The organism is Paenibacillus lentus (assembly GCF_003931855.1).
GTDB classification, from domain to species: Bacteria; Bacillota; Bacilli; order Paenibacillales; family Paenibacillaceae; genus Fontibacillus; species Fontibacillus lentus.
In genome coordinates, this window is the sequence record NZ_CP034248.1 from 4,656,831 (window position 1) to 4,670,640 (window position 13,810).

The 13,810-nt window shown below is 48.4% G+C and carries 13 protein-coding genes; 3 read left to right on the plus strand and 10 right to left on the minus strand.

The genetic code is table 11. The features are described 5' to 3' along the window. Nucleotides 1-14: 14 nt before the first annotated feature. The 7 genes from EIM92_RS21180 to pdxR form a co-directional block, all read right to left on the minus strand. Nucleotides 15-314, minus strand: a complete 300-nt coding sequence (locus EIM92_RS21180) for a hypothetical protein (RefSeq protein WP_125084532.1) — start codon at nt 312-314, stop codon at nt 15-17. A gap of 217 nt (nt 315-531) precedes the next feature. Further along, nucleotides 532-768, minus strand: coding sequence for a hypothetical protein (locus tag EIM92_RS21185; protein WP_164515168.1), 237 nt, complete (start codon nt 766-768; stop codon nt 532-534). Between the two features lie 98 nt (nt 769-866). Further along, nucleotides 867-1,079, minus strand: coding sequence for a hypothetical protein (locus EIM92_RS21190; protein ID WP_125084534.1), 213 nt, complete (start codon nt 1,077-1,079; stop codon nt 867-869). A 339-nt stretch (nt 1,080-1,418) separates the two neighbouring features. Then, nucleotides 1,419-4,976: a glycosyl hydrolase 53 family protein gene (locus tag EIM92_RS21195; RefSeq protein ID WP_125084535.1), complete on the minus strand. Its 3,558-nt coding sequence runs from the start codon at nt 4,974-4,976 to the stop codon at nt 1,419-1,421. 256 nt (nt 4,977-5,232) lie between these two features. Further along, nucleotides 5,233-5,361: a hypothetical protein gene (locus tag EIM92_RS24535; RefSeq protein ID WP_281279640.1), complete on the minus strand. Its 129-nt coding sequence runs from the start codon at nt 5,359-5,361 to the stop codon at nt 5,233-5,235. Between the two features lie 82 nt (nt 5,362-5,443). Continuing rightward, nucleotides 5,444-6,229, minus strand: a complete 786-nt coding sequence (locus tag EIM92_RS21200; protein WP_125084536.1) for a helix-turn-helix domain-containing protein — start codon at nt 6,227-6,229, stop codon at nt 5,444-5,446. Between the two features lie 47 nt (nt 6,230-6,276). After that, nucleotides 6,277-7,734, minus strand: a complete 1,458-nt coding sequence (gene pdxR, locus EIM92_RS21205; RefSeq protein ID WP_125084537.1) for a MocR-like pyridoxine biosynthesis transcription factor PdxR — start codon at nt 7,732-7,734, stop codon at nt 6,277-6,279. A gap of 133 nt (nt 7,735-7,867) precedes the next feature. On the opposite strand from pdxR, the gene EIM92_RS21210 reads away from it, so the two are divergent. The 3 genes from EIM92_RS21210 (at nt 7,868) to EIM92_RS24785 (ending at nt 10,124) form a co-directional block, all read left to right on the plus strand. Continuing rightward, nucleotides 7,868-8,491, plus strand: coding sequence for a pyridoxamine 5'-phosphate oxidase family protein (locus EIM92_RS21210; protein WP_125084538.1), 624 nt, complete (start codon nt 7,868-7,870; stop codon nt 8,489-8,491). Between the two features lie 100 nt (nt 8,492-8,591). Then, nucleotides 8,592-9,890 carry an aminotransferase class I/II-fold pyridoxal phosphate-dependent enzyme gene (locus EIM92_RS21215; protein ID WP_125084539.1) on the plus strand — a complete coding sequence of 433 codons (1,299 nt, stop codon included), beginning with the start codon at nt 8,592-8,594 and terminating at the stop codon, nt 9,888-9,890. Nucleotides 9,891-9,989: 99 nt separating this feature from the next. Beyond that, on the plus strand, nt 9,990-10,124 hold the full coding sequence (locus EIM92_RS24785) for a YjcZ family sporulation protein (RefSeq protein WP_211344398.1): 135 nt from the start codon (nt 9,990-9,992) through the stop codon (nt 10,122-10,124). Nucleotides 10,125-10,206: 82 nt separating this feature from the next. On the opposite strand, the gene EIM92_RS21220 is transcribed toward EIM92_RS24785, so the two are convergent. The 3 genes from EIM92_RS21220 to EIM92_RS21230 are packed head-to-tail and all read right to left on the minus strand — an operon-like array spanning nt 10,207 to nt 13,678. After that, nucleotides 10,207-11,439, minus strand: coding sequence for an ABC transporter permease (locus EIM92_RS21220; protein ID WP_125084540.1), 1,233 nt, complete (start codon nt 11,437-11,439; stop codon nt 10,207-10,209). Nucleotides 11,440-11,442: 3 nt separating this feature from the next. Continuing rightward, nucleotides 11,443-12,189, minus strand: a complete 747-nt coding sequence (locus tag EIM92_RS21225) for an ABC transporter ATP-binding protein (protein WP_125084541.1) — start codon at nt 12,187-12,189, stop codon at nt 11,443-11,445. A 55-nt stretch (nt 12,190-12,244) separates the two neighbouring features. After that, nucleotides 12,245-13,678, minus strand: a complete 1,434-nt coding sequence (locus tag EIM92_RS21230) for a DEAD/DEAH box helicase (RefSeq protein WP_125084542.1) — start codon at nt 13,676-13,678, stop codon at nt 12,245-12,247. Nucleotides 13,679-13,810 lie beyond the last annotated feature (132 nt).

Below are 13,810 nucleotides of genomic sequence, written 5' to 3' on the forward strand. Positions count from 1 at the left end.
TTTAATGCACGCCTCTAATCCACACTACTCCCTACGATCATGCCGATTTCGGATTGGAGTGTGACCTCTCCTCCGCCTCCATTAATTTTACTAGTTCCTTCCGAAGCGCCGACAATTCCCCCTACCTCACTCTTCGTGACAAACCTACATTGTATAGCATCGTCCAAGTTCAATTCGATATTGCCAACCTCGGTCTTAACGTTGAGCAAGCTTTCCTTGTTCATATTCGCAATATGTACGGAAACGTTGCCTGTCGTCGTTTGTTCGATGATTTCTCTGTCATATGCACATTTTTCATCTGAATTGATCCACATCTCCGCTGATATTAGAGCTCCCTTTAATTTCGTATAGCTCTACGATACCGACTTCATTATGAAAATCGTAGGTGTCCATGAGTAGGTGTCCATGAGTAGGTGTCCATGAGTAGGTGTCCATGAGTAGGTGTCCATCGACGCCGGCACTGTAATAACATCATCGATCATGAAATGAGAAATTCCGTAATTCTTCCCGGCCCAAGTCCATAAGCTTGTGTCATTCTCTCCCTTTGCATGCATTGCTAATCAATTGATTCTCATTTTCGCCCACAGATACCTCTGCTTGATCCAAAATGTGCTGACTTTTCTCCAGATTGACCGACTTACTAAACCAAACCGTTGTGTTGATTCGTATTTCATCCCCGTCATAGGCAGTGATTTTAATATTTCCTCCCGAATGATCGAGGCTAAGCTTCGTCAGCTTGCTCACTTGCATCACTTGCATCACTTGCAAATGGGTGAAATTTCCCGGGGCATCCCTGCCTCCTTACTTCTTTCTCCAGTCTTCAGCCGTCTGAATTAGCGATTGCTCTAGCGAATCAGCCGTTCCGTTTAGCCAATTACCTCATCGGACTTATCCCTAAAACCAGCACAACCAGCCAGTACAATCAAAGATACCGCCGCAGCAGTCACGGTTATGAAGTTCATCCGCCTTCCGTATCCACTTCTGCTTCCACTTCTGCTTCCACTTTTGCGCCCATTTCTACGTCCACTTCTGCTCCCACTCCTGCTGTAGCTTGAATTTATAATCCCATTTTTATTCATGCTCTGCCTCCTGTGTATTCGTTCCGCATGAAATTAAAGTATGTGCCATCCCATCATTTATGTAAGTACCAACGAAAGTTTCCTTCTATTGCTTTCTTTCTATATATTTTCCTACTATTGTTTTCCTTCTATTGCGTTCCTTCTAAAGTTTCTTTCTAATGTTCTCCTTCGTTCTCCTTCGTTCTCCTTCTATTCTAGTTAATTATTTATGCAGCTCCACAGGCTGGAGACTAGAAAGATCTTGGACTGAGCCTAGGTGGATTATACCTCTTATGATAAAAAATAAGGGCCTGACATCCTAATCGATGCCAGCCCCTTCGTAATACGTGATCCGCCTGATCACTTAGATAACAATTGATAAACAATTTGTGCTGCTTCAGCACGAGTCAAAGGAGCTTTAGGAGCATACTCCCCCTGTCCTCTTCCATGAATCAATCCTAGAGAAGAAGCCGACTCTACATCCTTTGCGGCCCAATCCGCGATTTGAGCTGCATCTGCATAGCTGTGCGAAGCCTCCTGTGCAGTCAACGATTTACCTAGAAAGGCGTAAGCCTTCATCACCATAACCGCCATCTCTTGCCTAGTTACCGGAGCGTTCGGATCAAATGTTTGATCATTCCGTCCCTGAACGAGTCCTGCATGATAGGCTCCCGACAAGGCGTTATAATACCACGCATCCCTAGATACATCCGTGAACGAATCCATAACTACCGGGTTAAGCTTTAATGCACGAGCCAGCATCACGGCAAACTCGGCACGGCTGACATCGGCAGCAGGCTCATAGGAACCGCTTGACATTCCTACAACGATCTGTCTGAATGCAAGCTCAGATACCGCATCATGTGCCCAATACGTATCTGGAACATCCGTGTACCGCTTCGTAAACTCGAGCACGGCATATTGGCCAAAATGACCAACTAGCGCACTGATTTCTCCATTGGCCCATTGCCCTCCAGCATACTCCAGCTTACCTCCATCGGAAATATAGAAGATGCCGGTCTGCTTCAAATTGTTAACTGCATCCAACTTAATCCTGACCGTAATCGGAGACGGGAAGCTCGACAATTCTATATCCGACCCATCGGAAGTTATCAGGCTTAATTTAAAATCATAAGCTTTCCCCAATATTTGGATTGTTGTAAATTCATCTTGATCAGCTCCCCGTTGCAGAGCCGCCTTCACGCTTTCTTGATCCACTGCTTCAAACTGCAGAGCAATCTCATAGCCTGACGATGCTCCCGCGCTCTTAATAAGCTGCTGTAGAACATTCGCAGGAATAACCAATGATATACTGCCGTTCGTCAACTCCAATTGACGCTGACCTAGGAAGGCTAGAGACTCTTCCGTCAAAATGACTTGGCTCACATTTGGCGCTACCCTAGCCAATCCATTTCCTGCTTCATTAATCTTGATTTGCTCAGGCGAAATAGTAGTTTGGCCTGCATGAGTTTCGGGTTTGTTGATCGGTTCTGCTTTATCTGACCCCGGGCTTAAAGTGGAGGCCCTTCCCCCACCAGCACCTGGTGACACTGGCGTGGTCGGGTGCGTTGGTGGAGTAGTCGGTTCCTCTTCGGTCAGAATCAGCACCACATCGTCGAAATATCCCCATGTATTCGCCGGTGCTTCAACGTCAAATCCAATCGTTAGCTGTCCATCCTTTACTTCAATGCCTTCAACAACATACTGCGCCCAATTATTCCAGCCTGTATTAACTATTTCCGAGCTAAAGATAATCCCAGCGCTATTTTCAGCAAACAGCTTCATTTCTGTCTCCCCACCGCCTCCGGAGGCCCAAGCCTTAAGCTCATAGGTTCCATTCGGCAGCTCAGCTATGGATTGCGTCAATTGATAGGAGTACGGCGCATCATGCCAATAATTAAAGGCGTGACTTCCAGAATGGGCATTGCCGGCATTGTTCTCAACCTTGCCAGCCGAACTCGTTCCTGTCAGCTTCCAATGGCTTAGATCACCGCTCTCAAACCCGGCGTTCTTGACCATGTTCGCCTGTGCTAATACCGTAATTTCAATTTGAACTTTTTGCTCCAAACCTGGTATCTTACCCTGAACCATAAAGGTTCCCGGCGTTTGCAACTGCTCTGCCGCAATGCTGTCCCAAGTTACGGCCGCCTGTGAGATCGATCCTTCATTATACAGCACCTTTACCGTGGCTGGCAGTACAGGGGCCACCCCCTTGGCAACCGTAATTTTATCAGCAGGGTAAACTAAGATCGGAAGTTTTTCCGCAATACTTCCTGGCATAAATTGAAATACATCTAGTGATTCCAGAGCATGGCCATCATAATCGAACATTGCCTGGTTCTCCCACGCATTGCCCTCTCCCGATTTCCAGCCTACTCCGGGAAGCCAAGCCGGTTCCCAGTAAAACACCCCAAGACCTTTCTGATTCCTAACGTTGGCTACCGTATTGAATACCGTCTCAATAACGAGCTTTTGATTATCCACGCTAGCAGGGAACCCTGCGATATCCGTCTCGCTCTCGTTAACGATATTGCCATGATCATCCCCGTTTTCATAAGTGTAGGCATAAGCAGTCTCTACCACAACAACCTGCTTGCCATACCTCGTCACTAGATCGTCCAAATTGCTTTTCAAATCCTGAAAAGTTCCGTGCCAATATGGATAATAGGATAGACCAATGATATCGTAATCCACACCGCGTGCCTGGATTTGATCAAAGAAACTGCGAAATTTGTCATTGCTTCCTCCCTCAGCAAGGTGGAGCATGATTTTCGTCTCATGATTAGACGGTGTCTTGTCACGCACAGCCTGAATCCCCTGCTTCAACAGATCGGCCAGGTTGTCAAAATTGCGGATCGCCCCGTCTGGAAGCAGCATTCCGCTATTAATCTCATTACCAACCTGCACCATATCCGGATAAGCATTTACAGCACCAAGCTCTGTCAATACTTCCGAAGTATAATCATAGACTGCCTGCTGTAATTCCGTGAAGCTAAGTCCTTGCCAAGCAACCGGCTTTACCTGCTGACCCGGATCAGCCCAAAAATCGGAATAATGGAAATCCACAAGCAGCTTCATCCCCGCAGCCTTCACCCGCTGCGCCATTTCTACCGTATGCGCCTTGTCATTATAACCATCGGCCTGCACAGGATCATTCCAAACTCGCAAACGAACATAATTTACACCGTGATTTTTTAGTATCTCCAGCAGACCCTTCTCAACTCCGCCTTCGTAATACTTGACCCCTATGTCCTCCAATGCCTGCAGCGTAGAAATATCCACACCTTTAATAAATTCACTTGGATCAAATGAATCTTCTTCCGTAATCCTCACGAGCTCGACATCGTCAAAATAACCCCAGTAACCTGCCGGTGCCGCTATATTAAATCCGAAGGTAATTTCTCCCCCGACCACCTCAATATCACGAACAATGAACTCGTCCCAGTTCCCCCAGCCTGTATTGACAATCTCCGTGCTTAGAATAAAAGGATTGCCACTGCTGTCTACCGTCTCCGCAAACAACTGTAAATCAGCATTGTCCGCATTGCCCGCATCGCCAGAGGCCCATGCCCTCAGTTCATAGTTGCCGTCCACAAGACCACTGATCTTCTGTGTTAAGCGAAGCTCGTACCCACGATCCCCGAACCAATAATTAAAATAATGATCTCCGCTATGAGCGTTATCTGCATTCTTCTGTACATTGACTGCATAAGTCGCCCCGGTCACGGTCCAGCCCGATTCATCGCCATTCTCGAATCCCGGATTCTCTATCGGAACCTCGATGGCCATCCTAATCGGTTCCACTGCTTCTGCGATTCTCACACCCTGATTGAACATAACACCTGGAAACGCCAACAAAAAAATCAACAAAAAAATGAATGGCCTTTGAATCCTCCGCAACACCTTCAATGTTCTCATCGCCCTTCCTCCCTGTGTGCAGTGCACTAAAATAAAACGATCTCATGTGATTGATACCCTGATCGTCTGCACCTCTATTGTAGTTGGAAGAACTTAGAACGAGGATTCAGCATGCCAACAAAATATAATACTATTTCTACGATCAGTCGCCCTATCACCACTACTTTCCTTCGCCTAAGCTGCTAAGACAGCGAATCATACTAAAAAGCAGCCGACTCGGTTGAGCAGCTGCTTTGATTGATATTATATTAAGTTGTCAGTAATTAGAACCAATTATCACCTTCATGACCGGATACTCTGTTGCGACGTATACGATTCCGAAATATATTGCAGCCAGCAGTTGCGCACTGACGGCTGCGAATCCGCCGTCTTTGTCCCATTGCATGTCACCTCCTCCAAGACGTAAATCAAAATTCAATTACCCTTTTCGGAGGCTTTTGAAACATCTTTTTTCAAAAAAAATTCGGCTATCGAATCTCTGAGGGACTCTTGCCGGTATATTGCTTAAATTGGCGGCTGAAAAAGAAAATATCTTTATATCCAAGTGCGTCAGCCACCTCGGTCACGTTCATTCCAGCGTGCAAAAGCAAATGCTGGGCCCGATCGATTCTGGATTTAATAATATATGCTTGCACCGGCATACCGATTAATTCCTTGAATTTGATAGAAAAATAACGCGGCGATAGCCCTGCCCGAGCTGCTAAGCTATCCACTTTATGCGGTAAACCGGGCTGCTGAACAACGTAATTGGCTATCTCGAGAATAATTTCCGCAAGCTGATTGCTGACTTTTTTCTCCACGGGCACATAACGTTCCTCCCGTAGCAGATGAATGAGCAGTTGCTTCAATATGAGCCGAGCTTCTTCTTCAAAGGCGTAAGCTTTAATCAGGAACAAACGAACATAACGCGATAACATATACTCGAAATCAAGCGTATCTTCCAGTTTGCGGTAAGAGCCCGGGACTTCACTTACAGGTTCATCCACATCAAAGTGGATATAAGTCAATACGAGCGGACGCTGCGGATTATGCGTAGCACTTGGATGGTCACCGCGGCGAAACAAAAAACAGCTGCCTTTGGAAACGGGGATAGACTTATCGTGCAAGTTAACCGTGCCTTCCCCACTCCATACATAGAATAAATCGTAATTGGCCAATGGCTTATCCCGTTTATGCCATTTCCAGCCCGGCTCACAAACGATTTTCGCAAAGGCCGGTTTTAATATGAACGAGGACGGTGAAACATGGAGCATGCCCTTTCCCCTCCCGAATCAAAATCATTCCGAATATATTATATCGCCTACCGGCGTCCGCTTAAAACCACTTTCCATACATCCGCCATTCTCTGGATTCCTTCCCTGATCCGTTTGTGATCCAAACGGGCAAAGCAAAAGCAAGCCGCTGGTGCTCCCGCTGATAAATGATAAATTGATGCATCCCGGAAATGCACGCCGTCCGTAAACACAGCAGAGCGAAAAAGCTCATAATCCTCCGCAGTACCGCACCAGCGAGCATACACATGCAAGCCGGCATCAGATGGCTGGAGGTCAAACAACGCTCCGGCATATTCGTGCATTGAGGTACAAAGCCATTCATGCCTTTCCCCATAGTAACGACGCATTCTCCGCAAATGTCGGGCATATTCCCCACGCCGCATGAAGCGAGCCAGCGCTCGCTGCTCCAGCCTGGCTGGAGAGACGGGCTCGTACAATGCCTTGGCACGAGCCATCGGCTCCACAAGACTTGGCGGCAGCACTGCATAGCCGATGCGAAGCGCGGCGAACATCGTCTTGGAGAAGGAGCCGACATACACGACGCGTTCCTCGCGGTCGAGCGCCTTCAGCGGCTCCAGCGGCCGGCCGGCGAAGCGAAACTCGCTGTCATAATCATCTTCGATGATGACAGCGTTCCGCCGCGCCGCCCAGGCGAGCAGTTCCCGGCGCCGCGCCGGGGACAGCACTGCGCCGGTCGGGTACTGCCGACCCGGCGTCACAAACAGCAGCCGCGCGTCCCAATCGCGCGGCACGATGCCATCGCCGTCAACCTCAGCGGCGATGGTTCTGGCTCCGCAGGCGGCGACGGCTCGGGAGATCCCCGTGTAACACGGGTTCTCCAGCACTGCCGGCTGGCCTGGCCCCAGCAGAAGCTGGGCCAGCAGCACGAGCGCCTGCATCGAGCCATTGAACAGGCAGATTTGCTCCGCATCTGCCGCAATACCGCGGCTGTGCCGCAGATGAGCAGCAATCGCCTCGCGTAACTCGATATCGCCAGCCGCGTCCTCGAGCGCTAGGGAAGACGAGTCAAGCTCCTCCCTGACAGCCGCTGCGATCGCACTCTTCCATTCGGCTAAAGGAAATAACTCCAAGGATGGCCCAGTATCGCAAAATGAGATCAGATTGTCCGAAGAACACCATCTCTGCTCCAGCCGTGGAAGTTCGGTTACAATGCCTCCCCACGCGGACAATTCAATGGTTGAACCTTCGTGTAATTGTTGGGTTGAACGAGGAATCACATCGGATACATAAGTACCGCTTCCCATCTCCGCATAAACATAACCATCTCCATGAAGCATATCGTAAGCCTGAGATACACTGCCGCGAGATAAGCCGTATAGTGCGGCAAGTTCACGCGTAGAAGGAAGGCGAGTTCCGACCGTTAGAATCCCGTCGTGGATTGCCTCGCGCAGCGCGTAATAGAGCACCAAATATTTATAACGGTGTATTTTGCTATGCCTTTCTATCGGAAGGATAAAATCCAAGCTTAATCACCCTATCTTTATCATTTATCAAAAGTGGATCAGTCAATTTAATGTAAAGTGGTTCTTTTTTTATGTCAATCCAGTACGTACACTAATTTCAAGCTCAATATCAAAAGATAGGAGAAATTAGGTTATGAGGAGAAAAGAATTTGCGATGAACGAAAATGAACAGGAAGTAGAAAGCTTTCTGCAGGAGATGACCTTCGGCTTTCTCGGCACTGTGGGCAGCGATGGCATGTGCCGGGTTACTCCCTTGAATTTTGTGTACGGAAATGGCTATTTCTATGTGCACGGCAGTCTGGCCGGAGAAAAAATGAAGCATCTAAAATCCAATTCGAATGTCAGCTTCACGGTCGCCAAGGAATATGCAATCATTCCGTCCTATTTCACCCACCCGCAGCTCGCCTGTCCCGCTTCCGCTTACTTCAAGAGTGTAATGGTTAGCGGGCATGTTGAAATCGTAAACGATTTGCAGGAGAAGGCTGATGCTTTCAGCATGTTTATGCAGAAGCTGCAGCCGGAAGGCGGCTATGCTCCTATCGATCCGGCGAACACACTCTATGCCGGACAACTGAAGGCCGTCGCTCTGATTCGTATCGTCCCCGCCAAGATCAGCGCCAAGTTCAAGTTTGGACAAAATCTAAAGGCCGATACATTTGAAAACGTCGTTGAAGCCCTTCGAAAGAGAGGCGAAAACCTGGATGACGAAACAGTAGAGCAGATGCAAAAATACTGTCCTTTCCATGCTGGGGAGTAAATACGAAATCATCGACTCCCTATAGCCAAAGTGATATAATGTTAGGCAGTAAAAACGGAAGCTATCCATTATATCAAACTGATCGGAAGGATGATACGCAATGAACCCACTTGCGGAGCAGTTGAACGAAAATCTTAAATCCGGTAATGCCCATTTATTTGAAATGCTGTCCACGCTAGGCAAGGAGATTTACTTTCCGAAGGAAGGAATCCTTAGTCAATCTGCGGAAGCCTCCAGCCATGCGAAGAAGTTCAATGCCACCATCGGTATTGCCACGGAAAATGGCGGCCCGATGCACCTTGCCGTTATTCAAGATACCTTGTCTGCCTATAAGCCGCAGGATCTGTATCCCTATGCTCCCCCTGCGGGCAAACCCGAGTTGAGAACGATATGGCGCGAAAAGATGATCCGCGAGAATCCTTCCCTGAACGGTAAAAGCTTCGGTAATCCCATAGTCACTAATGCACTTACTCACGGGCTAAGCATTGTGGCTGACCTATTCGTAGATGAAGGGGATGCTGTAATTTATCCAGATAAAAATTGGGAAAATTATGAACTGACTTTCGGCATCCGTCGCCACGGTTCTATCGTTAACTACCCACTATTTACTGAAGATATGAAATTCAACAGTGAAGGTCTCCGCGAGACGCTCCTTGCTCAGAAAGACAAAGGCAAAGCCGTTGTTATTCTTAATTTCCCAAATAACCCAACCGGGTACACTCCGGGAGCTAAGGAAGGAGAACAAATCGTCGCTGCGATCCAAGAGGCTGCGGAAGCAGGCATTAACGTTGTTGTCGTCACGGATGACGCATACTTTGGCCTGTTCTTCGAGGATTCCTTGTCCGAATCCCTCTACGGCAAACTAGCCGGCCTTCATCCGCGTATTTTGCCAATAAAGGTAGACGGTGCGACGAAGGAAGAATATGTATGGGGCTTTCGAGTAGGCTTCATTACATTTGCGGCAGAAAACAAGGAAGTACTCGCTGCTCTAGAGCAAAAGACACTGGGCATCATTCGTGCCACCATCTCGAGCGGCGCTCATCCATCACAGACATTTGTTCTTCAAGCGCTGAAATCCCCAGATTTCGAAACGCAGAAAGAAGAGAAGTTCCAGGTCATGAAAGGCCGAGCAAACAAAGTAAAATCCCTGCTTGACAGTGGAAAATATGGTGACGTATGGGCATACTACCCATTTAACTCAGGGTACTTTATGTGTCTTAAGCTTAGAGAGGTGCAGGCCGAGGAGCTTCGTCAGCATTTGCTCCATGAATACGGCATTGGAACGATTGCCCTTGGCGAACATGATCTGCGCATTGCCTTCTCTTGTATTGCTGAGGACAACCTGGAAGAGCTGTTCGATATCATTTACAAGGCGGTAATGGATTTACAATCCAAATAATATCCGGCAGGTATCGGCACAGTCGCCCAAGCATAATCACGCCCCTGATCATACACTACGTAGTGACTTACACAATGTTAGTTGGAAAGGGGTATGTACATGAGCGGTTTTGAGGAAGGAAGAGGCGGCTGTGGCGGCGGTTACGGCGGATATGGCGGCGGATTGTTCACTAGCACTGGTGTAATCCTTGTACTCTTTATTTTGTTAGTCATTGTGAGCCGTGCTTTCATCTAATCCAACGTCAAATGAATTAGATTCGAATCTAAAAACTAAACGCCCTGCAGCCGCAGGGCGTTTGTCGTTATAATCGTCTCCATTATTCATCTTCCTCAAGATTACTCCATTTTCGCGTCCAATTGGAGCGAAGAATCAGCACAAGCAACATGCCAGCGGCTAATCCGCCTATGCCAAGCATTGGATTGGCATCTGGGCTAATTAAAGAGGCCGCGAGGAGAGGCAGCCATAATATTGCAGCTAAAACGAACAACAGCCGAGAAATAAGCCGCAGCACCTCCTTAAGCCTTATGCCCTGCATAATCGGGTAATAGGAGGCTGCCGGAGAATCCCGATGGACATACCGCAGAGCGGTAAGCTGGGTAGCGATTATGAAAATAAAAAATACATAAATGGCCACCCCTAACCAAGAATTCCCCGTCCAATATATGAGCAGCATGCCCAGCAATGCTAAACGAGCAATGATGCCCAGCAGTTCGCTCCTGACGAAGGTCTTGATAAGTAAATAGCGGTACGAGGTGCTCTGTTTCCAGGGAATCCGATTACCGATCATCGACAGCCAGCGGCGGCGAATGACCTTCTGCCCTTCGGCGGGAATCTCTACGAACCAGCCGAGAATCATCATTGCTCGGGCAGCGCCGGATTTTTCGTACGATATTAAATTCTCCCAGGCTAAAGCATGTTTCATCGGAAAACGCAAAGCAAGCACATAATTCACGCTTAGCAGAAGCATGAACAGTAGACTTTTCCACCAAGCCGGCTGCCAGATCCAAGCCGCAAGCATGAGCAGGATGAAGCACCAGCGCAGCAATCGATAGCCTGCCTTGGCCCGAGAGGTCGTAATTCTAAGCTCCTGCCAGGCACCGTAAGTGCTCAGCACCTTCAGAAGCAGAAGAACAATAAGCATCCCCCAGAACGGAATCACAGGTTCACCGCTTCTAACATACATCGGCCATACAGTAAGCGTGACTAGATATAGTCCGAGCAGTTTATATACAACCCCGCTGAAATATACCGGAAATAAATACTCCTTCATCCTCGATTCCTGCGGAAGCAGAAATATTACATCCGCCGGCTGCACATAGGTTCGAAAGCCGGAATACACAGTTAAAGGCCCTAGCAGCAGAAACATAATCCAGCGAATGGGCAGACCCGGTGGCAGAGCCTGCAGGAATGAGGTATACCATGCCGAGAATACGATTATCAGAATAAGGAGCACGACCGCGACTCCACTCTGAAATACATAAGGCAAATAGGGGATAATTTGACCCCAGAATGATGATTTACGCTGGCTACGCAGCGCCCTCAAATCCATCGTTTACTCCTTGTCCTTGACCAAGGCATAGAACATATTCTCAAGCGATGCGCCAGGCATCCGAGCCTGTTCAGCAATATCAGTCAATGTACCTTGAGCGATGACTCTGCCTTTGTGAAGTACAATAAATCGGTCGCAATAATTTTCAATCGTCGATAAAATATGAGAGCTAAGCAGGATCGAGGAACCACTCTCTTTCATCTCGAGCATGAAATCCAGCAAGGAACGAATTCCGAGCGGATCAAGGCCGAGAAATGGCTCATCAATAATGTACAGCGGAGGCCGGGCCACAAAAGCGCACATGATCATCACCTTCTGCTTCATGCCCTTGGAGAGATGCATTGACAGGCTATCCGCCTTCTCCTCCATATGGAATAGCTTGAGCAGCCGTTCCGAGCGCTGGGCATAATCCTCCTGCCCTACATTGTAGGCTCTAGCGGCGAATTCCAAATGCTCTCTTACGGTCAGCTCTTCATACAATAACGGCGATTCCGGAACAAAAGCCAAAGAAGACTGATAAGTCTCCGGCTCCTCATCCCGCGTCTTTCCTTGAATCACGACACCTCCTCGATGAGGTGTCATCAGCCCCAATATATGCTTCATCGTCGTGCTCTTGCCCGCGCCGTTCAGCCCAATTAGGCCGACCATTTCTCCCGGCTGTACATCAAATTGAATATCGTGAAGCACAGGACGACCGAGGCTATAGCCCCCGCTTAGTTCTTCCACTTGCAATACGGGCATTTCACTCACAAGCGTTCCCCCCTAACGTAGATTCTTCAACCTAAAACTCCCGGTTGCCGATCCTTTACCCCTTATTTTGCTTGTCTTTCAGCCATCTTGGAGCACCTTTATTCTTACGATCCTGATCGTTTTTTTTGGATGTTCGATTATCCCCCTTAACCGATCCTGGGCCAAGTCGCTTTGTCACACTTCTAGACCCAGAGGCTGCAGTTGAAATACCCGCTTTATTCTCAGCCCCTTTTCTAGGGAGGCCTTGTCCTGAGGTGACTTGATGTGAGGAGCTTTTGCTTGCAGTTGCCGATCTTCCTTCAGAAGCCCGGCCGGCTCCTTTTACGGCCTTTCTCCTTCCGCTGGAAACAGAGTCCGGCTTAATCACATTACCGGCATACATTTCCCGTAAAGAAATTTGGATTCTAAGCTCCCTTGAGAATTTTCGAATTATAAATTGCTCTTTAGCTGAAATAATGGATACAGCCAGCCCTTTACGCCCCATTCTTGCCGTTCGGCCTACACGGTGCACGTAATGCTCAGTGTCCGGCGGAGGGTCTAGATTAACCACAAGATCAAGATCTTCGATATCCAGGCCGCGGGCGGCAATATCGCTCGCGACCAACACGCGGATTTTCCCTTCGCGGAAGCGGCGTAGTGTCGCGGCCCTAACCGTTTTATCAGCATCGCCATACAGTGCTCCCGCATGAAGCCCCAAATAATTCATCTTCGCCTCAACCTCGGAAATATGATCGGTATGGTTAATGAACACAATCGTTCTGGCTGGATCATAATGCCGGATAACTCTTCGAAGCATATCGATTTTGTCGCGTTCTTCCGTTATAAAATAAATATGCTCCAAGCTTTTTGCCGTGCGCTGTTCCGGCTCGATCCCGATCTCTACTGGATCCTTCATCTCTTTAGCGGCTAAACTTCTGATTTCCTCGTTGATCGTTGCCGACAGGAACATCAACTGACGTTCCCGAAGCGTTCCCCGCAAAATATGCTCCACATCGGCCGTTCCTCCGAGCTGGAACATTTGATCTACTTCATCGACTACAACGGTGCGTACCGTGTGCAGCTTGATCTTACGCAGGGCCTGAATTTCGCGAATTCTCCCCGGCGTACCGACAACAAGCTGCGGGTGCTGCCTCAGCCGCTCCAGCTGCCGTTTGATCGCCGCTCCACCGATTAGGGCTTGGACACCCACGCCCAGCGGCTCACCGTATTTTTCCGCTTCGCGATAGATTTGCATCGCCAGCTCTTGAGTCGGAGCTAAAATAACACCCTGCAGCGCTTTTTCCTCGGGATTCATTTGTTGCAATACCGGCAGCAAATAAGCCAGTGTCTTTCCCGTTCCTGTCTGAGATTGGGCCAATACATCACGTCCGCTTAATGCTGCGGGAATGCTCTCCGCCTGGACCGGCGAAGGCTCTGAAATCCCAAAATCCGCCAACCTGGACAAGAGCGGCTCCTCAATACCTAACCCGGCAAAACTTATCGTATTCATATATCTTCATCCTCACCGTAAAAGTCATATCTTTCATTATATGCGATAACAGTAAATCCCACCAAATTCGCCATGTTTTTTAACCTCTCCGTGGGGTTTACTCCAAAAAACCGGCTGACTCCTTCAGCCGGT